Here is a 23686-nt window from a genome sequence, read left to right as displayed (position 1 = left end):
TGATTCAGCATACCTCCTAATCCATATCTCCACTTGTACATCCCTTAACTAAGCCGAATCAATAAGCTGCTCTGTATAGCTATTACACCATTTTCAGCAGATTGTAACAGCCTTAGTGCTATTTTGTGAAAATAGGGCTGGTTGAGCACATCAAAAAAGACGGCTTGCGCCGTCTCCCTGTGCTGCATATTTGATTAAGCCATATAGTCGCTGCCTTCGAAAAATTCAAAGGTGAAATCGCCAATTTGCACCGTATCGCCATCTTTAGCGCCGTGCTTGCGAAGCGCGGCATCAACGCCCATTTTCCGCATAATTTGGGCAAAGCGCATGACCGAGTCATACGAAGTAACCTTCATACGCTTCAAATATTTCTCGATGCTTTCGCTTTCGACAACATACAGTTCGTTCTCCTTGCGAATCGTATAGCTGGATTCTTCACGTTTCTCGAACGTAAACACTTTGCGCTCCGTAACATCCTTCACTTCTTCAATTTCCAGATCATCCGGTACCGACTCCAGCGTATCCATCGCCTTGTACAGTAGCTCCTGTACACCCTGCTTCGTTAAAGAAGACATCGGCACAATGAGGTATTCCTTCTCGCCACGCACTTCCTCGAGCTGCTGCTTAAACCTCTCCAAATGCTCTGCTGCTTCCGGCATATCCATCTTATTAGCCGCAATAATTTGTGGACGATCAGCTAGCTTCTCATTGTAAAGCACTAGCTCCTCATTAATTTGCAGCCAATCCTCGAAGGGATCGCGCCCCTCAGAGCCGGACATATCCAGCACGTGGATGATAACGCGTGTCCGCTCAACATGGCGTAAAAATTCATGTCCCAGACCAACGCCCTCATGCGCGCCCTCGATTAATCCCGGTAAATCCGCCATTACGAAGCTGCGGTCATCGCCAACATCTACAACCCCTAAATTCGGCGTTAACGTTGTAAAATGATAGGCGCCAATTTTCGGCTTGGCCCCGGAAACGACCGACAGCAGAGTAGACTTGCCTACGCTTGGGAATCCGACAAGACCTACATCTGCCATTACCTTAAGCTCAAGCACAATCCAACGCTCTTGACCTTCTTCACCAGTCTCGGCAATATCCGGAGCAGGGTTGTTAATCGTTGCGAACCGCGTATTGCCGCGTCCGCCGCGTCCGCCCTTTGCTACTATAATTTCCTGCCCATGACGTGTCATGTCAGCAATAATTTCTTGTGAGTCATCGTCAATAATGATCGTGCCGGGAGGAATGCGTACAATCATATCCTCCGCATTCGCACCATGCATGCTTTTCACTTTGCCGCGCTCGCCGCGCTCGCCTTTAAAGTGCTTCTGATAGCGAAAATCCATCAGCGTGCGCAAGCCCTCATCCACACGAAAAATGATATTTCCGCCTTTACCGCCATCGCCACCGGCAGGCCCGCCCTCCGGTACATACTTCTCACGGCGATAGGAAACGATTCCGTCGCCGCCGTTGCCGCCTTTTACAAATATTTTCGCTTTATCGACAAACATGTTGTGCCCCCGTTCAAGCGCGTTTTTCCGCCTTAAGCCGTATTTCCTCCTGCGGATGTTCAATATCGACCGCCTGCAGAGTCGCGCCTTTCAACTGCTGTTTTATTTGATCCTTCAATTGTTGCTCATCCAATAGCTCGCCCTCAAGTTCGAAAGCAGCATGAAGCTGCTGCCCGTCCCAATCAAGTACTAGCGTAAGCACGGCGACTTCGCCAAAACCAGGCTTTACCGCCAGACGATAGCTATTTATTATGCCAATTAACGCTTCGGCAATTTCACGGCTGGCAAGCGGCAGCTCATTTAAATTCAAGTCCTGCTCTATGTCCACCCTCAGCTCAAGGCAGCTTGTCAGTGTACGGAAGCCCTGAATGTAGCTGACGAGCGCTGGCTCCCCCAGCTTCGAAATTTGGCTCTCCGTAAGCATCTTTGCCCTTATTTTCTCCACATACTCCACCGTTTTATCCGGCTTCTGCATCCGCGTGTAGCCATATATCACTTGCAGGTCGTTCATCCAGTCATGCCGATGATGGTTTAGCGTCCTCATCCCTGCGGCCTGAAGGCTGTGTATCGTAAGCGCAAGCTGCTTTGCATGCTCACGCCGCTCCGAGCGAATCCAGATGATTGCAGCAGCCGTAAACCAAAGCATGACAAGCACGTGCAGCCAGACTGACGAAGGCCATACAAGCATAGCCACTATCGGAAGCATAATAGAAATAGCTGCGTTGTGCTTTGCCGATTTAATGCGATCCATTTATTGATCCCACTTTCTTCCGCATGTTTCCCAGCTAATTCAGTATAACATGTCGCTGCATTAGCCGATAGGTCCTTAAGCAGCAAATGCCCCGGCCTACACGCGAGGCCGGGGCATTTGCTGCTATTATGCTTCTACTGCTGCGGCTACTGGAGCCAGGTCCACTGGATACACGCTCACTTTTTTGCGATCGCGTCCCCAACGCTCAAACTTCACAACGCCTTCGACTTTCGCATAAAGCGTATCGTCTTTGCCGATGCCTACGTTAGTTCCTGGGTGAATTTTTGTTCCGCGTTGACGGAACAAGATGCTTCCAGCAGATACGGTTTGACCGTCAGCACGTTTAGCGCCAAGACGCTTCGATTGACTGTCACGTCCGTTCTTTGTGGAACCTACACCTTTCTTCGAAGCGAAAAGCTGAAGATTCAGTTTCAACATGAGATTTCCCTCCCTTATTCAAGAGATTGTTGTTTAATCACAACATATTTTCCGTAGGACTGTGCAATCGTATCAAGCATCACGAGCATCGACTCCAGCAGCAGCTGCACCTTATGATCGGTTTCCTGATCAGCTACAACCGGAATATCCGATGATAGCCACCCATTGTCCATTACATAAGGAAGCTTCACATCTGCCAAAGCTTCAACCGAGTTGACCGTACCGACTGAAATAGCCGACACGCCAGCGCAAACAATGTCTTTGCCGAGCTTCGCATACTTCGCATGTCCTTTAATCTTAAACGATGTAATCCGCTTGTCAGCATTTCGTACAATCGTAACCGTGATCATAATAATCCTCTTATGCTTGGATTTTGCCGATCGTTACTTTTGTGTACGGTTGACGATGACCTTGCTTACGACGGTAGTTCTTTTTGGCTTTGTATTTGTAAACGATGATCTTTTGGCCTCTGCCTTGTTTTTCAACAGTAGCAGAAACAGTAGCGCCGGAAATAACTGGAGTACCAGTTACAAGACCGTCTGCACCGGATACAGCCAACACGCGATCAAACGTTACGCTTTCGCCTGCATTGGCGTTCAGTTTTTCGATGAAAAGCACATCGCCTTCCTGAACTTTGTATTGCTTGCCGCCAGTTTCGATAATTGCGAACATTGTGAGTGCACCTCCTTATTGTCGAAGACTCGCCTAATCCAGGTGAATGGCAGCATAGGCTGCTATTGCTTGTACCCGATCGGAGCGGTATCTGCAAGTCCGCTGTATATAACAATCAGACATACTTGAACATTTTAGCATACAAAATCGAATCAAGCAACCTCTTTTATACATGACTGTTGTTCTTCTGTGATAATGTCACCCCATAACTGTTCTGAGATAATGTCACTATGGGACAGGAGACAATTACATTGACGAGAAAAGAACTGAAGAAGATCCATGTGGTGCAGAAAATAGGGGATGGACATCTGACAAACAGCGAGGGGGCTTTGACGCTAGGAATTTCCGTTAGACAAATCATTCGACTGAAGAACAAATATAAAGCAGAAGGAGAATCAGGCATTGCCCATAAAAATCGGGGAAGGAAGCCGATACACGCATTAAAGGAAGACATAAAAGAACGAGCAGCCGAGTTATACACAGCAAAATATCAGGGCAGCAACAGTTGCCACTTTGCCGAGTTGCTCCAAGAGCATGAGAACATGGAACTGAGCCGTTCCAGTGTGAGACGTATTCTGCTCGCTAAAGGACTCAAACAAGCCAAGCAAAGACGCCAGACGAAGACTCACCAGCCTCGTCAGCGTAGAGCCCAAGCGGGCATGCTCTGGCAGATCGACGCGACCTCTTATGCATGGTTGGAGGAGCACACTCCCGCCTTTTCCTTGCATGCGGCTATTGATGATGCTACGGGCACTGTCGTTGGCGCTGTATTTCGCCCCAACGAATGTCGGGAGGGTTACTCGATTGTGATGCAACAGGGTATCCAGAAATATGGCATCCCGCTTAGCCTTTACAGCGACAGACACACGATCTTCCGCTCGCCCCATGAGAAGCTTACCGTCGAACAGGAACTTGCTGGCGAAACAAAGCCTCTCTCTCACTTTGGAAAGGCGATGGCTGAGCTACATATTGAACATATAAAAGCAACCACGCCACAAGCGAAAGGCCGTGTTGAACGCCTCTGGCTGACCTTACAGGATCGTCTGGTCATTGAGCTACGGCTGCTTGGCATCACCTCAATGGAAGAAGCAAACGTAGCGCTCCCACGGCTCATCGCGAAGCATAACAAGCAATTTGCCGTTGCTCCGCGTTCCAGCGAATCCGCCTACATGAAGCTCCGCGATAACGTTCAACTTGATCATATCTTTACGATCCGCGAGCTTCGAACGTTGGGGTCAGGCCATACCCTTTCTTATGCGGGTACGGTCTACACTTTCGCGGAACCCTCACCTCAGCGTTTTGACGCGAAATCAGTCGTTGAAGTGCGCCAGACGCTTTCAGGAGACGTGTTCATTTGGCATCGTGGACAAGCTTTGCAGCTCAAGAAAACAGAACGGCCTAAGCCCGAGCAAAAGAAAAAGGCGAGTTCTGCGCAGCCACGCAAACCCGCCAACGATCATCCGTGAAAAACCACGCATGACAACAACATCACTAAGCGTAACACAAAACCAAGTACGTTCCAAGACAAGATAAATTCGCAGCACAACGATTATTTAGAGGCCTCCTGGTAAGGGCGGCCTCCACGCTTACAAGTGACATTTTCATAGCACAGTTAAGGTGACATTTTCACAGACGATTGACACCTCTTTTATACATGACTGTCTATAGAATGCCCTCTAGCAGCACTGCATTGTCTCCATTTTTTTTATTTTGTATAATAAGGCCAGTCATAAAGAACCGAATACGACAATGATAGGCCTTTCGCCGCATTCATGGCCTTTCGCCTTCGGAAGCGAGAGCAACAGGCATTACATTGAAAGCATTCCCCGCATTTCATTCCAGCTATCGTTGAAGGGAGACAAGGATATGGACTATCGTATTGAGGAAAAAGCGGCTTTTCAGATTGCAGGCTTGTCCTATGAAGTGAGCTGTAAGGACGGACAAAATTTCATCGTTATTCCTAAGCTGTGGGAGGCATTTAACCAAAGCGAAGCACCCGCCGAGCTTTATGCCAAAGGGGATGGGGCCATTATTGGCGTCTGTCTTGACGGCCAGCCCGATAAGGAAACATTCACCTATATGATTGCTACCTCCGTTGCTGCCAATGTGGCTGACAAGGAAGAGAAGTATACGGTCCGTACCGTGCCCGCAGCTACGTGGGCCATATTCACCTCGACCGGCCCGTTGCCTGACTCAATTCAAAATGTATCTCGCCGTATTTTCCAAGAATGGTTTCCTAGCACTGGCTATGAGCATGCTGGGGGACCTGAGCTGGAGATTTATTACGAAGGGGATACTTGTGCGGAGGATTACCGCTCCGAAGTATGGATTCCGATCTTGAAAAAAGCAGCAACCGGTGTTTAGCTCGCCAAATCAAAGTAAAAACGACCGACGAAGGTGATATGCTCCCCTTCATCGGTCGTTTTATTTGTCGCGCACCTAAACGCTATCCCACTTTTTGCATAGCTAGACTTTAACTTGCCCCTGCCTGCCGCTTCCTCCGCAGCATGGACAGCGCTCTGTTAGCTGGCCCGCAGCACCCTCCCGCGCTTTTTTGCGGGTCATTTCCATAAGACCCAGTCTTGTCCAACCAACGACCGAGCATTTTGTCGGGTCCAGCCTCGCCCACTCATTCAGTCGCGCCATAATCCGCTCGCGGTTTGGTTCAGTTTCCATATCAATAAAATCAATAATAATAATGCCGCCCACATCACGCAGCCGCAGCAGCCGGGCAATTTCATCCGCTGCCTCCATATTCGTACGGAACACGGTATCCTCTAAATTGGTAGCACCTGTGAATTTTCCCGTATTCACGTCAATAACGGTTAAAGCTTCCGTCTCTCCCCACACTAGAGAGCCGCCGCTTGCCAGCCGAATATTCGGTTGAAATGCTTCATGCACCTGCCGAGTGACATCAAACGCATCAAATAGAGAACGCGGAGCAGCCGGGTCATACAGCTTGAGCCGTTTTTCGAGCTGCGGCGTCATTTCCCGCAACAGCGCAGCTGCTTCTTGCAGGCGAGATGCATCATCAATCCATACCTCTTCCACTTTCATATCTATCGTATCGCGGACGATTCGCCGCAGCAGCCCCGCCTCCATATGCAGGCCTGCTGGTGCTTTCGCCTCCGCGGCTTGGCTTAATATACGCTCCCAGCTGGCGCGAAGCTGGGCAACATCAGCAGCCAGCGACTGCTCGGACTCGCCTGAAGCAGCCGTTCGGAGGATAATGCCTTCCTCGCCTTGAAGCAGCTGCTCGCCGACATCGCGCAGTCTCACACGCTCGCGTTCGGCAGCGATTTTTCGTGAGACACCTACATACCCAGCCTGCGGCATGAGCACCAGCCAGCGCCCCGGCAAAGTAAAGTGGGTCGTCACCCTTGCTCCTTTGCCGCCCAGCGGCTCCTTCATCACCTGTACAAGCAGCTCTTGACCTGGCCGCACCAGCTCTTCAATTGAAGGCTTAATTTCCGGCTGCTTCTCCAGATTGGGATGCAATAAATCATCTATATAGAGAAACGCATTTTTGCCTAGACCAATATCTACGAACGCCGCCTGCATGCCAGGCAGCACATTAATGACACGACCTTTGTAGACGTTGCCTACGAGGCCGCTTTTCTCCGACCGTTCCATAAAAAATTCCATGAGTCGGCCATCCTGCAAAACAGCTGTTTGAAGCATTTCTCCGTCACTGTGCATTAACATTTGCTTCATCTCTCAAACATCACCCGCCAGCTCTCACGTTTTCTTTTATATTAACACAAGTCGCGGCGGGAGTTCCTTATCTGTTTTTTTGTCCCTTTAAGGAAGAAGCTCAATAACAGGGCGGTTCGGATTCCGCTCAAGCAAATAACGGTCAACAACACGCTTCTCTGGAGCTACCTTGGCAATGCTGGAGCCTCGCTCCATAATATAAAACAGGTGATACCGCTCGCGCCAAAGCAAACGAACAGCATATACCGCAGATTGCCTGCCATCCACCACGATAGGGCTGGCAAGCACACCCTGCGCCATTTTGCGGATAGCGACCTGGTCGCGATGCATGAGAAACCGAATGAATAAATACGGGATGCTCCGATTATAGGTCCAGTTTGTCATAAACAGAAAAGTTCCAATGATGAGCAGATTGATTTGAATATTGCCGCCGGGACGCAGCAGCCCAAGCAGCGAAACGACGATCATGAAGCTGCTGAGCACAAGGCTTATGCGTGCCGTCCAGCGCATGACGCTAAAAAAGCTCAAGCTATAGCTAAGGGCCGCTTGCAGCAGCTTCCCGCCATCAAGCGGATAAATCGGCAATAAATTAAATAAGCCAATCATCATATTTGCCTGAACGACATAGGCCGACCATTCGGGGTCCCATAATCCGAGCTGGCCGAGGCCCCAAGCAGCTAGTCCCATCCATACATTTTGCAGCGGCCCGGCTATCGCAACAAGCGCATCCTCACCAGCGGGAAGGCTGCCTGCATCCTCCACTTCAGCCACACCGCCGAAAGGCAGCAGCTTAACCTCACGAATATGCCAGCCAAAATAACGCGCCACCAGCACATGCCCAGCCTCATGGACAATTACGATTAAAAACAAGGTGAACAGCTCGATAAAATAACCTGTTAATACAGAGGCCGCCATTACCAGCACAAACAACGGATGCACCGACCAGCGAATGCCCCTCCATTTAACCAAGCGGGATCACGCTTACCGGATCAATATAACGGTCGTTTTGCTTAATTGCAAAATAAAGCAGGCTCGGCTCCTCACCGCTTGCCCTGCGCAGGCTCCCCACCTGATCGCCCGCTTCCACCCAATCATTCACGTCAACTGTTGCATACCCTAGCTTGCCATATACGCTGACTCGAGCATCCGCATGCTGAACGACGACGGTTACCCCATTATCCGATGGCTCCGAGACAACAAGCACTCTGCCTGTCTCTACCGCATTTACCGCTTCCTCCGATGAGCCCGCAAGCTCGACACCGTTTAGCAGCTCGGCAAAGGTACGTACGATAGCACCGCCCTCAAGCGGAGCAACAATAGGCAGATTAACTGCGCCTTCCGCAGCAGTTGCCTCCTTCTGCGCCTCTTGAAAAATCGGAATAAACGTCGGTGCTCCGGCAAACGTTTCCTTATACCATTTTGCCGCACTGGCAAAATCCAGCTCATCATGTAGGGCCTGCGCTACATAAGCCCGGCTCTCCATCGCCCACTTCTCATCAATCTGGTATAGACCCCATATGCCAGCGAACAATACAGCAGCCGCAATTATTTTCCAGCGCAGCTCGCGAAGGAAGGGATGTGGTCGTCCTCCTTTTGGCGGTTCCGCATACGGCGGTTCTTCTGACGAATGTCCATAACGATAATCCATGCGGCTCGTCCGACTTCGCTGATTATCCTGTATCTGCGTCCACCCATCCCAAGGATTAGGGCTTTCCTTCCACAATTTCTCGGGGTCCCGCTCCTCCTCATCCAATGGCGGATAGTGCGGAGGCGCAGCGGGTACGCTGTATTCCGCTCTTGAAAGCTGCTCTTGCATGAAACCATCCCGAACGGGCTGCTCCATTAATCGTCTAATTTTCTCTTCACGGCGCCTTCGCACCGCTTCCTTCGTATCCATCATCCGTTCCTCCCCCTCTCGCTTATCAGAGAGCTTGTTTCCTTCTACATCCTTATGAGGAAAAACGGACAAGTATGCAAATTCAGCAGGCAAAAAGAAAAAGAACGCTGCCTTCCCTTCCCAGAGAATTGCAGCGCCCTGCCAAGCAGCTATGTGGTTATTCAGCCATTATTCAGCCAGCTCATAAACTTCCTGATGAGCCTTTATGCTCATTACAATGCCGATACATATCATATTGAGCAGCAGTGAAGTGCCGCCGTAGCTGATGAATGGTAGCGTGATGCCGGTAATCGGCATTAAGCCGATCATCATGCCAATGTTTTGGAAAATCTGAAATACGAACATAGAGGCAATGCCTATTGTCATATAGGCGGCGCGCAAATCATGACATTTGAAGGCAATTATTATAATGCGGTAAATGAGTAGAAAATACAGCAGCAACAATACGGCTGCACCCTGAAAACCAAACTCCTCGCCAATAACAGCAAATATGGAATCGGAGTACGGATAAGGGATGAACTTCCCGTTTTTCATCTCGCCCTGCAAATAACCATCACCCGTAAGCCCGCCTGAGCCTATGGCTATTTTGGCATTTTGAGATTGATAGCTCGCATCAGCAGAGGCTTGCTCTGGATGCATGAACGTATTAATCCGATTGTACCAGTGCGTTAATTCTTTTTCTTTCAAATAAGTATATATTTCCGTATTGAACATATTAAACAGCGTCATGAACAGGATTAAACCGCCAACAACAACAGCAAGACCTAAGAGAACATGCTTATATTTAACATTGCCAATCCAAAGCATTCCGAGCACAATTACGAGATAAATAATCGCATTTCCTAAATCAGGCTGCATCATGACGAGCGCAAACGGAAATAGGGAAAAAGTCGCTATCGGTAATAAATCTTGAGAAAACCCTAATCTATCGCCTTTTCTTCGTCCCATAATGTAGGCAATCCCGATAATCAGAAAAATTTTCATGATTTCAGCCGGTTGAAAAGAGAAGCTTCCGAGTTTGAACCAGCCTTTTGCTCCATTGATAACAGATCCAAAAAAATACACGGTGATCAGCAAAGCGACGCCAAAGCCATATAAGATATGCCAGGTTTTGAGCAAAATTCGGTAATCAAAAAGAGCGGCAAAAATCGTGATAAAAAAACCAACACCATAAAAAATAGCCATTTTTTCAGTTGATGTAGCATATTGCGAATTGTCCCAAGTAGCACTATATATTACAAACAAGCTAATAACCATTAGACAAACTAGAATTGCAACGATGCCCCAGTCAATTTTTTTAAATTTATTCAGCACAATGCAATCATCCTATTCCCAAAAACTTGCGGAACCGTTTGAAGGCGCCTGCCTTCTCATCTAACAGCATGAGTGGAACCATATCGCCCAAAATACGGCGGGCAATGTTGCGGTAAGCAATCGCCGCCCGCGACGAAGGGTCCATCACCGTCGGCTCGCCTGTATTCGCGGATTTAATAACCTTCTCATCATCCGGCACGATACCGAGCAAATCAACGGCGAGCACCTGACAAATTTCATCAATATCAAGCATTTCCCCGCTTTTCACCATGTTCTGACGAATACGGTTAATGATGATTTTGGCAGCGATGCCCTCCTTCTCAAGCAGGCCAATTACCCGATCCGCATCGCGGACTGCCGCATTTTCTGGGGTCGTAATTACGATAGCGCGATCCGCGCCCGCAACCGCATTGCGGAAGCCCTGTTCAATTCCGGCCGGGCAATCAATAACGACATAATCAAATTCCTTCTTCAGCTCCAGCACCATGTCTTTGACTTGTTCGGGCGATACATCATTTTTGTCCTTTGTTTGGGCAGCTGGAAGCATATACAGCTCGTCAAAGCGTTTATCCTTGATCAGCGCTTGATTCAAACGGCACCGACCTTCTGCCACATCTATTAGATCATAAATGATGCGATTTTCCAGTCCCATAACAACATCCAAATTACGCAGTCCGATGTCGGTGTCAACCATACATACCTTCTTGCCAAGCAGAGCCAGTGCCGTTCCCAGATTCGCAGTCGTAGTCGTTTTGCCAACGCCGCCTTTTCCAGATGTGACAACAATCGCTTCTCCCATAAGTTACACCCCTCTTAACATAATCGGATTATTGCGTAAACGGTATAATTGCGAAATTTTATCCATTTGCATCGTTCCCTCATTCAAAAAAGCAAACTCCATCGCAAGGTCGCCCGACATCCATTCCTCCGGCGGCCTGCTGATGATATCTGCTATGCGCAATTGTGTCGGCCGCATCAGTGAGGCCGCAATAATAACATCCGTTCTTCCGCTAACACCAGCATGAGCGACACCACGCAGCGCGCCCATCACATAAATATCGCCGGTGCTGATAATTGTTCCTCCCGGGTTCACATCCCCCGTCAGCAGCAAATCGCCTTCACGCTCTATCGTTTGACCCGATCGGATAATTCCGCTAAGGAGCTGAATGCCGGGTGGCGGTGCCTGCGGCTGACTGCCTGCCGGCGGCTCCGATTCTACCGATTGTACAATCAGATTGCCCTGCGTGCGAATAACCGATCGAATCCGTTCTTTATCCTCATCGTCAAGCTGTCTGCTGCCTAGCTTGACATGGACGTGCACGAGCGGGCCGGTGAGCAGCTGCTGATGGGTTTTCTCCAGCTTGTAGTGCAGCTCATCGAGTAATAAATCAAGCTCACAACTATCGTCGAGAAGGAACACGAGACCTTCCTTGACGCCTTTAATCATAATATGCTGCTTTTCGGCCACGATTGTCCCTCCCCAACGTATTGCATTCTTTTCGAAACAATCGAATTCCTGCTTTAACCACCAATTTATTCCTCATCCTGATCCTGATTTAGCTTTGCATCCTGCTCATACAGCTTGCGAACGGGCACATAAATAACCAAAGCAAAGGCAAGCTGCAAAAATAAGCTAGGCAAAATATGATCCAGCAGCGCGAAAGCATACGATTCCTCCGTCAATCGAAAAAGCGAATAAATAAAATAAACAGCTGAATCATAAGCAATACACGCAAAGCCAATGACGGACAGACAAGTAAGCAGCGTGCTGCGGCGGCGATCGAACAGAAGTCCGGCAAAATAACCGATTAGCCCCATCATGAACGTATGTACGCCGAGCAAATGACCATAGTAGACGATATCCTGAATAAGTCCAATACCTATGCCAAACATCAGTGCCCGATGGCGACCGCTATACAGCGCAGCATATAATACAAAAACAAAGCTAAAATGCGGTATAATTTTTCCCGCATAATCAACCGGAATAATCCAAGGCATAACGCTGCCTTCAATAACAAAAAGCAAAAACAACAGCAGGATAAGCCGATTCGTGCTCATCATACTCATTTCCCCGCATCCTCCGACGCAGACACCTCGACGACAAACACTTCTTTAAGCTGGTTCAAATTTGCCGCCATCTCAATTGAAGCTGTATACGTCAAGCCAAAATTGCCTACTTCCTTTGTCTCTACCGTTCCAATCACAAGACCGCGCGGGTAGACGCTGTCGCTCCCTGAGGTAACGACCAGATCACCGACGATCATTTTGTCGTTTTCCCCGATTCTCGTCATAATCAAGCGCTGCGTCTCATCATCGTAGCTGGTAACCACTCCGAAAGAGTCGCTTTTGCCAAGAATAGTCGCCGCAATCGCATTTGAAGTAGGCGACTTTTCATCTAGCTCCGTAATCGGCATGACCGTTGCTGTATTCGGCCTTACCTGGCTGACAATACCGATAATGCCGTCAATGGTTGTAACCGCCATATTTTGCTTAATGCCATTCAGCGAGCCTAAATTGATTTCCAGCGTCTTGCTGTATGGATTATTGTCAACGGCAATGACATGGGCAATGCGGTAGTTGTAATTGTTTATTTTTTTCTGCTGCTCTGTGAAATTGAGCTCTTTCTGCAAGCGCTCATTATCTTCTTGCAGAAAGTTATAGCCGATTTTGTCGCGGGCATAGGCAGCTGCTGTCAGTCTAAGCTGTTCATTCTCCTCATAAATCTCCCTGAGATTGCTAATATCCTCAAAGAAACCCGCTATTGAAGCAGCGGGCACATAAAACCATTGCTGAACGAATCCGACTGAATCTCCGATAAATTTCTCCGGCATACTCAGCTCCTTACGGTCACTTAGCGAGAAGCCGATGACCACAATGAACAGAATAAACCCGAACATAAGCATAAACATGCGCTTATTTCTAAACAGCTTAAACAGCTCGATCACCTGCCTGTTCTAATCACATTTTCATTTTTTGCCAAATTGGCAGGAAGCTCTTCTAGCGTTTCGAACGGCCGCCTGAGCCGCCTCTGCTCTTGAATAAATGAATATGGTCAAGCGAACGGCCGGTGCCTATTGCTACGCAATCAAGCGGGTTTTCCGCTACAATGACCGGCATGCCAGTCTCGCGCTGCAGCAGCTTGTCCAAATTGCGAAGCAGTGCTCCGCCGCCTGTCAATACAATACCGCGATCCATAATATCCGCAGAGAGCTCTGGCGGGCATTTTTCAAGCGTGATTTTAACGGCATCCACAATAGCGGTCACCGTATCCGCAAGCGCCTCGCTCACTTCATCCGATGTTATTGCAAGCGTCTTAGGCAAGCCAGATACGAGATCGCGGCCTCTAATTTCTACCGATTCCGGAGGATCAAGCGGAAGTGCTGTACCCAAATCCATCTTAAGCTGCTCTGCTGTACGTTCCCCAATCATCAAATTGTAGAGGCGTTTAATATATTGGATAATCGACTCATCCATCTCATCCCCAGCGACGCGAATCGAACGGCTTGTTACAATCCCGCCGAGCGAAATCACTGCAACCTCTGTCGTTCCGCCGCCAATATCAACGACCATGCTGCCCGTAGGCTCCCAAACCGGAAGATCGGCGCCAATCGCTGCTGCGAACGGTTCTTCAATCGTATAAGCTTCACGTGCGCCTGCTTGCTTCGCTGCATCTTCAACCGCGCGCTTCTCAACTGCAGTAATGCCAGACGGCACGCAAATCATAACGTTCGGATGGCGCGGAAACAAAGATTTTTGCTTTTGCGCGGAACGAATAAAATATTTAATCATCGTTGCTGTCGTTTCAAAGTCAGCAATGACGCCATCCTTCATTGGACGTACGGCGCGAATATTGCCCGGCGTTCTGCCGATCATTTTTTTCGCTTGCTCGCCAACTGCTTCTATCGTTTTCGTATCGGTACGCAGGGCTACCACAGACGGCTCCCTCACGACAATTCCTTTTCCTTTTACGTACACAAGAGTATTAGCTGTTCCCAAGTCAATGCCAAGATCTTTCGATAAACCACCAAACATGTTAGTGCTCCCTTCTGAAATGCCACAATCCTTCTTATTATATTACATGTAGCCTTGTTCCTTCAAACTAATAAACCTTCCATCACCAATAACGAGATGATCCAGCACTTCAATACCTACCAGCTCTCCAGCAGAAACGAGCCGCTTCGTTAGCGCAATGTCTTCAGGACTCGGCGTAGGATCGCCGCTCGGATGATTATGCACACAAATGAGCGAGGCGCTGCTGCATTTAATAGCCGCGCGAAAAACTTCCCTTGGATGAACGAGCGAGGCATTCAGCGTGCCCATCGAAAGCGTCTCTTGAGCAATGATGTGATTTTTCGTATTGAGAAAAAGACAGACGAAATGCTCTTTCCTCAAATGACGAAGCTCATCCATAACATAATTCGCCGCATCCTCTGGTCGCTTCACCGTAACAACCTCGCCATTGCCCGTACGAGACACTCTGCGTCCAAGCTCAAGTCCCGCGCGCAATTGAATGGCTTTCGCCGGACCGATGCCGCGAATAGCCGTCAGCTCCTCCAGACTCATATCCATTAGGTTGCGCAAATTTCCGCATTCCTTCATGATATTACCCGCAAGATGGACAACTGATTCCTTTTTCGTGCCTGTTCGCAAAAGAATGGCCAGTAATTCCGTGTGACTGAGCGCTTCGGCCCCATATTTCATCAATCGCTCTCTTGGACGTTCTTCCTGTGGGACATCACGTATGAATTGGCGCTGTAGCTCCATGCCCATCCCTGCTTTCGTAAGTTAGCTTGAAATACGTGGATCAAAATACATGTATGCGATACGCTGCGAGCATATCCGACAGCAGTGACAGCGGCAAGCCGACAACGTTGAAATAACAGCCCTCGATCCGCTCAACAAGCGTGGCCCCATAACCTTGAATGCCATAAGACCCAGCTTTGTCATACGATTCCCCGGTAGCAATATAACGATGAATTTGTTCATCCTTAAGCGGCCTCATATGCACCTTCGTCATGCGATGAGCCGCAGATTGTTCACCATTCTCCGTTAAAACACAAGCAACACCTGTATATACTTCATGAGCTCTGCCTTGTAGGCTGCTCAACATAGCAAAAGCATCCGCCTCATCCACTGGCTTGCCCAGTACATGGCCATCCACAACGACAATGGTATCCGCTCCTACGACGATAGAGGATTCGGTACTCCCTTGCTTCCGCAAAAGCTCGGCCGTTGCCCGCGCCTTGCGCAAGGACAGCTGCTCCACAATTTGCTCGGGGCTCCAATCGGATGGCACACTTTCGTCCGCTTCTGAGGACAAAATATAAACCGGCAAGGAAAGGTCAAGAGTGGCGACCAGTTCCTTCCGGCGCGGAGACGACGATGCCAGCACGAACTGGCTGATCGAATTCATAGGTATAGCTCTCCTTCGTTTAAGCTTACATTTTGCGATAAAGCCATATAGCCACTATAACACCAATAATACTGAATAAGCTAATTTGGAAGTTAATCGTCATTGTAAAGCTCAGCACATATAAATCAACGGCAGGAGACCATGAAGCTTGAATCGCTTTGGTCAAGAAAGTTATTCCCGGAATCGACTCCAGCCAGCGTGCCACCAATGCCCCCGCAAGCAGACCGAGCACTAGGAAAAGCAATAACATCCAGCCATTTTTCTTCATCGTTCAACGCCTCTCGCCAAGTAATGACAACTGCATTCTATTATACCTTAGTATGATTTCCGTTTACAATGCGCGTATAGTCTCAAACCATGTTTTTTGTGTCAGAATCGCTTCCATTAGCGCTCGCTGTACCGACCACAAGTGTGCCTGAGAAGGGTTTTTATCATATTCCGTAAGCGACGAAGCTGCCGTATTTACCGCTTGGACCACCGCCCCCATCAACGCTTTACCCGCCTCGTCTTGAATGCCGGACTCCATCGCCTTTATGCTGAGCGTCCATTTTTGATGCTCTGCCCTCCAAGCCTTCGCCGCATTCTCGCCAAGCGGAGCAAGAGCAGGCTGCTCCAGCTGTGCCAGCGTCAAATCATCCAGCATGCTTATCAAGGCATTCGTCTGCTCAAAAAAATGGTTAGCCTCTGACGCCTTTCCTGAAAAAGGAAACCTCTGTGGAGCCAAAATAATCAGCTCCTTCACATAGACCTCGGTGCCTGGCAGCATTTTGCTCAGCGCAATTGCCCTGCTGCGGTCACCCGCCATCCCCGCATATACCCGGTAGTCGTCTGCTGTTGTCGAAGCAGCAGCTGCATATCCCTTGCTAGCCAGCTCCTCCATTGCGGCATCCTTGCCTTCCGAGTTGCTAAATACGCCATATTGCAGCAAATGGTAGGCTTGTGGCTGGATAGCCAGTTCTACCGCTTCAAGCGGCGCAGCTGAGCTCCCGCCATTCCCGGCACCTGCTTCCGTGCCCAAGCCATTTTCCGCACCTTGCGATGCTGGATTGCCGCTAACCGCACTCGACTGCCCGCCCGAATTAAAGGGAACCGCCGAGGAGGAATCCAAAAATAAAGATAGCAGCAAATAACCGAACAATGCTCCTGTTGCCAGCGCCCCAGCGACAGATAAAAAAACGTTGATCCACGAGGGCGAATGGCCAAGCTTGCGAATAGAGCGAACCGGACGTTTTCCTAGTTCAAGCTCTAGCTCAGGCGAATGCCGCTCGCTGTCATTTGCCCATCCATAGTTGGACTTTTCTGGCCCATGCTCCGCTCCATTGTCATTCCATTTTGAGCCGCTGAAAGACGGCGCCTGCTGCTGGCGACGATCATTTGATAGCAGCCCCTCTTCCTTCCCGTCCATCGGGTACTGCTCCTTAGTATTAGAAACAGGAGACTCATTATCCACTATATGTTTCGGCGATTTCGAAAAAATGGGCGCATCGGCATGAGAATGAGAATGGATTCGACCAGCCGTCTTTGTCTTAATTTGTTCAGGCAAGTGATGATCTGACTCGCGAATCAATTGCTCCAGCCGATCCATTTCCTCCCCGGCCTGGCTGCTCCATGGACTGAATTGCTCATCTGAATAAGAGGCTGCATTTTTATATAAGGGGATGACTTCAGCAAAGCTTTCCTGCTTTGCAGCACCAGGCTGCGCAGAAGCAGCCTGAATATCCGCAACAGGCTGCGCCGCGGCCATCTGCTTAGTTTCGGAGCGTGAAGCTTGTCCGGCTTGGTCGAAACGGTACGTAATGCGGTTTTTTGAGTTCATGTCATTCTCTCCTTGTCTCATTCTTCTATTCCTACTCTATGAGACAATTAAGAGATTTATGATTATGAACAAACGAATACGCTAGCAAAACGACTTCGTCGTCCTTTGGCGGCGCAGCCCGTTTCACCGAGAAATATAAGCCCATTTATAAGTGCAAAACTTATAAAATCTTATATCTTAAATAACATTCGCAGCTTACCGCAAGTTTCGTACAGTCGACAACCTTTTTTGCTATAAAAAGCTGAGGGAATTGTATCCATACTACAAAAGCGGTGCTAGCCCATTTGAATGCATGATGTAAATATCTTCAAAGTCATCTCCATTATATGGACGCAGCCCCTGTTGGCAACGAAACAAAAAACGCTGGAAAACGATTTTCACGTTTTCCAGCGTTTTAATGGAGTTCATATGTCCTTATGCAAGCGACAGCAGCTTATTTACGACCTGCCTTCAGCCATTTAGCCAAAGCATCCGCCGTTTTCCAAATATCGCCGGCTCCCATCGTGATGACTAAATCGCCAGCAGAAGCAGCTGTCTTCAAATACTCCAGCACTTCTTCCTTTGTTGCAATAAACGTCGTATTCGCATTGCTGTTCGTCTTAATCAGCTCAACCAGCTTCTCCGAGTTGACGCCCTCAATTTGCTGTTCGCCAGCTGGTGAATAAATATCGGTAATGATGACCTCGTCCGCCTCCGGAAACGCTCGGCTGAACTGGTCGAGAAGGAAATAGGTGCGCGTGTAGCGCTGCGGCTGGAACACAGCGACAATCCGTTTGCCCGTCGCTTTGGCAGCACTGATCGTTGCACTGATCTCAGTAGGATGATGGGCATAATCGTCAATAACGAGAATGTCCTCTACTTCGCCGAGCACCTGAAAGCGACGCTTCGCGCCAATGAAATCACGAATGGCGTTCGCAATTTGTGCAAAAGGCAGCCCTGCTTCCAGACAGGTAATAATGGTTGCCATCGCGTTATAAACATTATGTTTACCTGGCACAGACAGTTCAACCTCGCCCAGCAGCTTTCCATGGTGGGTCAGCTCGAACGATACTTTGCGGTCACCAAGCACGATTTTCTCTGCCTTGTACTGGGCTTCACCATCAATGCCGTAAGTAACGAGCTGTGATGGGTCGAGCGATTGGCCTGCATACAGCTTGCTGATGATCTCGTCAATGTTGTCATCGTCCGCGCATACGATAGCTTTGCCATCCGGCTTTACCTGCGACAGAAACTGAACGTAGGCAGCCTTCAGCTTGCCGAAATCCCCGTCATAGTTTTCCAAATGATCCGGTTCGATATTGGTTACAATCGCAATAGACGGTTGATAATGCAGGAAAGAGCCATCGCTCTCGTCGGCTTCCGCTACGACGTAATCCCCTTTTCCCGCCTTTGCATTTGTGCCGACGTTTACAATCTCGCCGCCAATAATATACGTTGGATCGGTGCCGCAGTTTTCCATAACGAGCGCGATCATTGATGAGGTCGTCGTCTTGCCATGAGCGCCGGCAACAGCAACGCCCTTGCCTTCATTCATAAGCTGAGCCAGCATTTGCGAACGATGCAGCACCGGAATATTGAGAGCTTCCGCGGCACGGCGCTCTACATTATCCTGTGTTAGCGCAGTGGAGTAAACCACCAGCTCCGCACCTTTAATATTTTCCGGCTCATGACCGATATAGATTTTTGCGCCCTTCGCCGCCAGCTTCTCAGTGAGCTCCTGACGAGCGACATCAGAACCCGTTACCGTATAGCCCTTCTCCAGCATAACGCGGGCGATAGCGCTCATCCCGTAACCGCCTATTCCGATGAAATGAACATGTTTTGCTGTATTCAAAGACGGTTCACCAACCTTTTTCAGAATCAGAGTTGTACAATAAGCGGGCGCGAACGTCCGCTATTAAATAAAGCGTGCCGGTCACAACCCCAAGGTCTGTTTCCCCGGTCAAATGCTGCAGTTGCTCAAGCGCTGCCTTCCAGTCAGGCTCCACAATCAGTTCAAAATCCTCGTCCCCCTGCACAGCACGTACGAGATCAGCCAACGCCTGCGCATCCTTTTTGTTGCGAAAATCAGGCTCGGTCACAATTAGCGTATCTACTATTGGCAGTATATGCTTCATAACCTCGCGATGATTCTTATTATCCAGCATACCCATCATTAGGATTAAACGATCATAACGATAGGTTGATTTTAATGCGGCAGCAAGCGTCTGTGCTCCCTCAGGATTATGAGCGCCATCAATGAGAATACGCGGGGAATGCGACACCATTTCCAGACGCCCGGGCCATGCGGCAAGGCGCAGCCCCTCCTCCAGCGCATCATCCTCCACAATAAGAGCCGCATATTGGCGAAGCACCTCAAGGGCCATCACTGCGACCGCTGCATTCGCGCGCTGATGAGCTCCGTTGAGCGTGATCGTTAGTGGATGAATCGGACGGAAAAGCCCATCAAAACGGAACGTTTGCTCATCCTCGCGGACCGAAAGCGCCGTCTCGCTGAACTGCTCGCCTAACAAATAGAGCGAGCTTTTGCTGTCGATCGCTTTTTGCCGAATCACTTCAATCACTTCTGGCTGCGTAACCGCACTCACAACAGGAACGCCGGGCTTAATAATGCCTGCCTTTTCCGCTGCCACCTTCTCCAGCGTATCACCAAGGCGATCCATATGGTCATGCCCGACATTGGTGATGATAGAGAGAACAGGCGTCACAATATTCGTAACGTCCATTCGTCCGCCAAGCCCCGTTTCCCATACGACATAATCGGGATAGGTTACTTTAGCGAAATACAATATAGCCAGCGCCGTAGACACCTCGAACATCGTAGGAGACCCCAGCTCAGTTGCCGCAATTTCCTCAACGACAGGCTTTAGCATATTCGACAGCTCAAGCAGCGTCTGCTCTTCAATATCCGCATTGTTATATTGAAAACGATTCGTAAACTTCGTAATGTATGGGGATGTGAACGTACCAACATCATAACCGCATTTAATGAGCGTGCTCGTCAAAAAAGCACAGGTAGAGCCTTTGCCGTTCGTTCCAGCGACATGGATAAACTTCAATCTGCGATGCGGATTGCCAAGCCGCTCCATCAATACTAGAGCCCGCTCAAGACCAGGCCTTATTCCAAACGGAATAAGGCCATTTATCCAATCCACCGCTTCCTGGTACGACTGAAGCCCGCCGCTTTCCGGCTGGCCTGAGAGATGATTTGTCATCGTAGAAACGCCTTCTTTCTTCCCGGTGTCTATCCGCGCAAATCCGCGATTCTAGCTTGAACCTTATCGCGTTTGTCCGCATAATCCTTCATTTTGGAGCGTTCCTCTTCGATAACCTTCGCAGGCGCCTTCGCTACAAAGCCCTCATTGCCCAGCTTTTTCTCAATGCGGGTTACTTCGCTGTTAAGCGTCGCAAGCTCCTTCTCAAGCCTTGCGATTTCCTGCGAAATATCAATCAGCCCTGCAAGCGGGAAGTACAGCTCCGCACCCGTTACAATACCGCTCATCGCCTTATCCGGAGCCAATAAATCAAGACCAGTCTCAAGCTTCGAGGTTCCGCAGAACCGGCGGACAAACTCTTCATTGCGAGTCAGAATGACCGCTTCAGCCTCGCTCGTTGGCTTAATCAACAGCTCGATTTTTTTGCTCATCGGCACATTTACTTCCGCGCGGACATTGCGCACCGAGCGGATAATATCCATCAGCAGCTCCATTTCCTTCACTGCTTCAGGCGCCTCTAGCGCAGCATCGTACTGCGGCCATGCGGCAAGCGTAATCGTCTCGCCTTCATGCGGCAGATGCTGCCAAATTTCCTCACTGATGTAAGGCATAAACGGATGAATCAGGCGCTGCGTGCGGTCAAGCACATAAGCGAGCACCGATTTTGTCGCTTGCTTCGCTTCTTCATCGTTGCCATAGAGGTTAAGCTTCGCAAACTCAATATACCAGTCGCATAGGTCATCCCAGATGAAATTGTACAGCTGGCGTCCCGTTTCTCCAAACTCATAGCTGTCCATCAAACGGGTTACTTCGCGAACCGTTTCGTTCAGGCGGTGCAAAATCCAGCGATCCGCCGTACCTAGCTTGCCCGTAATATCAATGTCGCTCGCTGCGAATCCTTCCAGATTCATCAGCGCAAAACGCGAGGCATTCCAAATTTTATTCGCAAAGTTGCGTGCCTGCTCAACCTTCTCAAAGCGGAAGCGCAAATCCTGTCCCGGCGTGCTGCCTGTCGAAAGCATATAGCGCATCGCATCAGCGCCGTACTGTTCAATGACCTCCAGCGGATTGATGCCGTTGCCAAGCGACTTGGACATTTTATTGCCATTCGCATCGCGTACGAGACCGTGAATCAGCACATCCTTGAACGGCTTTTGCTCCGTAAACTCCAATGCGGTAAAAATCATTCGGGATACCCAGAAGAAAATAATATCGTAGCCCGTCACCAAAACATTCGTCGGATAGTAGCGTTTTAAGTCCTCTGTCTGCTCTGGCCAGCCAAGCGTCGAGAACGGCCACAGACCTGAGCTGAACCATGTATCCAAAACATCCTCATCCTGGCGAAGCTCCGTGCTGCCACAAGATGGACAGCTCGTTACTTCCTCTTGTGCTACATGCATTTCACCGCAGGCATCGCAATACCAAGCTGGAATACGGTGTCCCCACCACAGCTGACGGGAAATACACCAGTCATGTACATTTTCAATCCAGTGCAAATAAATTTTCTCAAAACGGTCCGGAACGAAGGTTACCCCTTCGCTGGATTTCTGCGCTTTAATTGCCTGTTCAGCGAGCGGCTTCATTTCAACGAACCATTGCGTTGACAGGTAAGGCTCAACAACTGCACCGCTGCGCTCACTATGACCTACCTGATGAACATGATCCTCAATCAGCACGCACACGCCCTGCTCCTGCAAATCCTGCACAAGCTGCTTGCGACAGTCGAAACGATCCAGTCCCGCATAAGGGCCAGCTTCCGCATTCATCTTGCCGGACTCGTCCATCACGATAATTTGCGGCAGATCATGGCGAAGGCCTACCTCAAAGTCATTCGGATCATGGGCAGGCGTAATTTTAACAGCACCGGAGCCAAAATCCTTATCTACATATTCGTCGCCAATAATTGGAATTTCACGACCGATAACGGGCAATACGATCATTTGGCCAATCAGGTGCTGGTAACGCTCATCTTCAGGATGAACGGCAACCGCGCTATCGCCAAGCATCGTTTCCGGACGTGTTGTCGCAACCGTAATATGCCCTGAGCCATCCTTAAGCGGATATTGCAAATGGTATAAATGGCCGTTCAGCTCTTTATGCTCAACCTCAATATCGGACAAGGCCGTTCTCGCAGCCGGGTCCCAGTTGATGATTTTTTTGCCGCGGTAAATAAGGCCTTTCTTGTACAGCTGTACAAAAACCTCGCGAACAGCCTTGGACAGCCCCTCATCAAGTGTGAAGCGTTCACGCGAATAATCGAGCGACAGCCCCATCTTTGCCCATTGGCCGCGAATCGTCTCCGCGTATTGCTCCTTCCAATCCCATACCTGCTCCAAAAAAGCCTCGCGTCCGAGATCGTAGCGGGATTGTCCTTGCTCGCGCAGCTTCTGCTCCACCTTCGTCTGGGTTGCAATGCCTGCATGGTCCGTTCCCGGCAGCCACAGAGCATCAAAGCCCTGCATCCGCTTAAAGCGAATGAGAATATCCTGCAAGGTGAAATCGAGCGCATGCCCAATGTGCAAAACGCCCGTTACATTCGGCGGGGGAATAACGATCGTATAAGTCTCGGCCTCTGGGCGCTGACCCGCTTCGAAAAATTTTCCATTCATCCAGAAGTCATACCACTTCAGTTCAGCGGCTTTTGGGTCGTAGGTCGTCGGCATCGCCGGCGTCGTTTGATTTTCAGACATAAGCTCCATCCTCCACATATCGCATAATGGCATCCATACTTAATTTTGAATACAAAAAAACCTTCCGCCCTTATAGCAAAGGACGAAAGGTTAGCTTCCGTGGTACCACCTTTGTTCCGCGCGTCTTGCAGCTGCGCGGCACTCAAACAGATAACGGCTGTGGCCGGCTTGAATTCACGAATGGCAATCCGCTTGATTCAAGCAACTCCAGGGCGACTTGTACGAGTAAAATCCTGCGGAACTCTCAGCACT

The 23686-nt window shown here is 49.5% G+C and carries 23 protein-coding genes and 1 other annotated feature (1 of these 24 cut by a window edge); of the genes, 2 read left to right on the top strand and 21 right to left on the bottom strand.

Translation table 11 applies throughout. From position 1 onward, the window contains the following. Positions 1-194: 194 nt before the first annotated feature. The 5 genes from obgE to rplU all read right to left on the bottom strand — a co-directional run bounded on the left by obgE (position 195) and on the right by rplU (position 3375). A complete protein-coding gene (gene obgE / locus V5J77_RS08140; protein WP_338555273.1) occupies positions 195-1514 on the bottom strand; it encodes a GTPase ObgE in 1320 nt (439 codons plus the stop codon). Between the two features lie 13 nt (positions 1515-1527). Then, a complete protein-coding gene (locus tag V5J77_RS08135; RefSeq protein ID WP_338555272.1) occupies positions 1528-2265 on the bottom strand; it encodes a Spo0B domain-containing protein in 738 nt (245 codons plus the stop codon). 126 nt (positions 2266-2391) lie between these two features. Then, positions 2392-2703 carry a 50S ribosomal protein L27 gene (gene rpmA / locus V5J77_RS08130; RefSeq protein WP_046229372.1) on the bottom strand — a complete coding sequence of 104 codons (312 nt, stop codon included), beginning with the start codon at positions 2701-2703 and terminating at the stop codon, positions 2392-2394. A 14-nt stretch (positions 2704-2717) separates the two neighbouring features. Further along, on the bottom strand, positions 2718-3053 hold the full coding sequence (locus V5J77_RS08125) for a ribosomal-processing cysteine protease Prp (RefSeq protein ID WP_338555271.1): 336 nt from the start codon (positions 3051-3053) through the stop codon (positions 2718-2720). Between the two features lie 10 nt (positions 3054-3063). Then, complete coding sequence (gene rplU, locus V5J77_RS08120; RefSeq protein WP_056039921.1) at positions 3064-3375, bottom strand: 50S ribosomal protein L21; 312 nt, start codon at positions 3373-3375, stop codon at positions 3064-3066. 251 nt (positions 3376-3626) lie between these two features. Between rplU and V5J77_RS08115 the strand changes: the two genes are divergently transcribed. Beyond that, positions 3627-4841, top strand: coding sequence for an ISNCY family transposase (locus tag V5J77_RS08115; protein WP_338555270.1), 1215 nt, complete (start codon positions 3627-3629; stop codon positions 4839-4841). A 400-nt stretch (positions 4842-5241) separates the two neighbouring features. Next, complete coding sequence (locus V5J77_RS08110; protein ID WP_338555269.1) at positions 5242-5739, top strand: GyrI-like domain-containing protein; 498 nt, start codon at positions 5242-5244, stop codon at positions 5737-5739. A 102-nt stretch (positions 5740-5841) separates the two neighbouring features. Here the strand turns inward: V5J77_RS08110 and V5J77_RS08105 are convergent, their stop codons facing one another. The 16 genes from V5J77_RS08105 to V5J77_RS08030 form a co-directional block, all read right to left on the bottom strand. Continuing rightward, positions 5842-7089 carry an Rne/Rng family ribonuclease gene (locus V5J77_RS08105; protein WP_338555268.1) on the bottom strand — a complete coding sequence of 416 codons (1248 nt, stop codon included), beginning with the start codon at positions 7087-7089 and terminating at the stop codon, positions 5842-5844. 87 nt (positions 7090-7176) lie between these two features. Next, a complete protein-coding gene (locus V5J77_RS08100; protein WP_338555267.1) occupies positions 7177-8058 on the bottom strand; it encodes a M50 family metallopeptidase in 882 nt (293 codons plus the stop codon). Then, positions 8051-8989: a M23 family metallopeptidase gene (locus V5J77_RS08095; RefSeq protein ID WP_338555266.1), complete on the bottom strand. Its 939-nt coding sequence runs from the start codon at positions 8987-8989 to the stop codon at positions 8051-8053. Before V5J77_RS08095 ends, V5J77_RS08100 begins: the two co-directional genes overlap by 8 nt. A gap of 165 nt (positions 8990-9154) precedes the next feature. After that, entirely contained in the window at positions 9155-10300 is a 1146-nt protein-coding gene (locus V5J77_RS08090) for an FtsW/RodA/SpoVE family cell cycle protein (protein WP_338555265.1), read from the bottom strand. Positions 10301-10307: 7 nt separating this feature from the next. Beyond that, entirely contained in the window at positions 10308-11099 is a 792-nt protein-coding gene (gene minD, locus V5J77_RS08085; RefSeq protein WP_338555264.1) for a septum site-determining protein MinD, read from the bottom strand. A 3-nt stretch (positions 11100-11102) separates the two neighbouring features. Beyond that, positions 11103-11768, bottom strand: a complete 666-nt coding sequence (locus V5J77_RS08080) for a septum site-determining protein MinC (RefSeq protein WP_338555263.1) — start codon at positions 11766-11768, stop codon at positions 11103-11105. A gap of 65 nt (positions 11769-11833) precedes the next feature. Then, positions 11834-12367, bottom strand: coding sequence for a rod shape-determining protein MreD (gene mreD, locus V5J77_RS08075; protein WP_338555262.1), 534 nt, complete (start codon positions 12365-12367; stop codon positions 11834-11836). Continuing rightward, complete coding sequence (gene mreC, locus V5J77_RS08070; RefSeq protein WP_338555261.1) at positions 12364-13245, bottom strand: rod shape-determining protein MreC; 882 nt, start codon at positions 13243-13245, stop codon at positions 12364-12366. Before mreC ends, mreD begins: the two co-directional genes overlap by 4 nt. A 52-nt stretch (positions 13246-13297) precedes the next feature. Continuing rightward, a complete protein-coding gene (locus V5J77_RS08065) occupies positions 13298-14332 on the bottom strand; it encodes a rod shape-determining protein (RefSeq protein WP_338555260.1) in 1035 nt (344 codons plus the stop codon). Between the two features lie 42 nt (positions 14333-14374). Beyond that, entirely contained in the window at positions 14375-15064 is a 690-nt protein-coding gene (gene radC / locus V5J77_RS08060; protein WP_338555259.1) for a DNA repair protein RadC, read from the bottom strand. Between the two features lie 40 nt (positions 15065-15104). Beyond that, entirely contained in the window at positions 15105-15713 is a 609-nt protein-coding gene (locus tag V5J77_RS08055; RefSeq protein ID WP_338555258.1) for a Maf family protein, read from the bottom strand. Between the two features lie 25 nt (positions 15714-15738). Continuing rightward, complete coding sequence (locus tag V5J77_RS08050; RefSeq protein ID WP_338555257.1) at positions 15739-15981, bottom strand: DUF4321 domain-containing protein; 243 nt, start codon at positions 15979-15981, stop codon at positions 15739-15741. 63 nt (positions 15982-16044) lie between these two features. Continuing rightward, a complete protein-coding gene (locus tag V5J77_RS08045; RefSeq protein ID WP_338555256.1) occupies positions 16045-17529 on the bottom strand; it encodes an SPOR domain-containing protein in 1485 nt (494 codons plus the stop codon). A gap of 433 nt (positions 17530-17962) precedes the next feature. Next, the gene (gene murC, locus V5J77_RS08040; protein ID WP_338555255.1) at positions 17963-19363 is read right to left on the bottom strand and encodes a UDP-N-acetylmuramate--L-alanine ligase; all 1401 of its coding nucleotides are present in this window, start codon (positions 19361-19363) and stop codon (positions 17963-17965) included. Positions 19364-19370: 7 nt separating this feature from the next. After that, positions 19371-20744 carry a folylpolyglutamate synthase/dihydrofolate synthase family protein gene (locus V5J77_RS08035; protein ID WP_338555254.1) on the bottom strand — a complete coding sequence of 458 codons (1374 nt, stop codon included), beginning with the start codon at positions 20742-20744 and terminating at the stop codon, positions 19371-19373. Between the two features lie 29 nt (positions 20745-20773). Then, positions 20774-23434, bottom strand: coding sequence for a valine--tRNA ligase (locus V5J77_RS08030; RefSeq protein ID WP_338555253.1), 2661 nt, complete (start codon positions 23432-23434; stop codon positions 20774-20776). 75 nt (positions 23435-23509) lie between these two features. Then, positions 23510-23686, bottom strand: a binding site (T-box leader) (it continues 56 nt past the right edge of the window).

The organism is Paenibacillus sp. KS-LC4 (assembly GCF_036894955.1).
In the GTDB taxonomy this organism is placed as follows: Bacteria; Bacillota; Bacilli; order Paenibacillales; family Paenibacillaceae; genus Pristimantibacillus.
The sequence above is the reverse complement of the archived record's forward strand: the minus strand, read 5'-3'. Positions and strand labels throughout refer to the sequence as shown.

Bases quoted from the DNA above. Each gene is read 5' to 3' on its own strand.
- obgE (WP_338555273.1), bottom strand. From the start codon at position 1,514: ATGTTTGTCGATAAAGCGAAAATATTTGTAAAAGGCGGCAACGGCGGC.
- V5J77_RS08135 (WP_338555272.1), bottom strand. From the start codon at position 2,265: ATGGATCGCATTAAATCGGCAAAGCACAACGCAGCTATTTCTATTATG.
- rpmA (WP_046229372.1), bottom strand. From the start codon at position 2,703: ATGTTGAAACTGAATCTTCAGCTTTTCGCTTCGAAGAAAGGTGTAGGT.
- V5J77_RS08125 (WP_338555271.1), bottom strand. From the start codon at position 3,053: ATGATCACGGTTACGATTGTACGAAATGCTGACAAGCGGATTACATCG.
- rplU (WP_056039921.1), bottom strand. From the start codon at position 3,375: ATGTTCGCAATTATCGAAACTGGCGGCAAGCAATACAAAGTTCAGGAA.
- V5J77_RS08110 (WP_338555269.1), top strand. From the start codon at position 5,242: ATGGACTATCGTATTGAGGAAAAAGCGGCTTTTCAGATTGCAGGCTTG.
- V5J77_RS08105 (WP_338555268.1), bottom strand. From the start codon at position 7,089: ATGAAGCAAATGTTAATGCACAGTGACGGAGAAATGCTTCAAACAGCT.
- V5J77_RS08095 (WP_338555266.1), bottom strand. From the start codon at position 8,989: ATGATGGATACGAAGGAAGCGGTGCGAAGGCGCCGTGAAGAGAAAATT.
- minD (WP_338555264.1), bottom strand. From the start codon at position 11,099: ATGGGAGAAGCGATTGTTGTCACATCTGGAAAAGGCGGCGTTGGCAAA.
- mreD (WP_338555262.1), bottom strand. From the start codon at position 12,367: ATGAGTATGATGAGCACGAATCGGCTTATCCTGCTGTTGTTTTTGCTT.
- V5J77_RS08065 (WP_338555260.1), bottom strand. From the start codon at position 14,332: ATGTTTGGTGGTTTATCGAAAGATCTTGGCATTGACTTGGGAACAGCT.
- radC (WP_338555259.1), bottom strand. From the start codon at position 15,064: ATGGAGCTACAGCGCCAATTCATACGTGATGTCCCACAGGAAGAACGT.
- V5J77_RS08055 (WP_338555258.1), bottom strand. From the start codon at position 15,713: ATGAATTCGATCAGCCAGTTCGTGCTGGCATCGTCGTCTCCGCGCCGG.
- V5J77_RS08050 (WP_338555257.1), bottom strand. From the start codon at position 15,981: ATGAAGAAAAATGGCTGGATGTTATTGCTTTTCCTAGTGCTCGGTCTG.
- V5J77_RS08045 (WP_338555256.1), bottom strand. From the start codon at position 17,529: ATGAACTCAAAAAACCGCATTACGTACCGTTTCGACCAAGCCGGACAA.
- V5J77_RS08035 (WP_338555254.1), bottom strand. From the start codon at position 20,744: ATGACAAATCATCTCTCAGGCCAGCCGGAAAGCGGCGGGCTTCAGTCG.
- V5J77_RS08030 (WP_338555253.1), bottom strand. From the start codon at position 23,434: ATGTCTGAAAATCAAACGACGCCGGCGATGCCGACGACCTACGACCCA.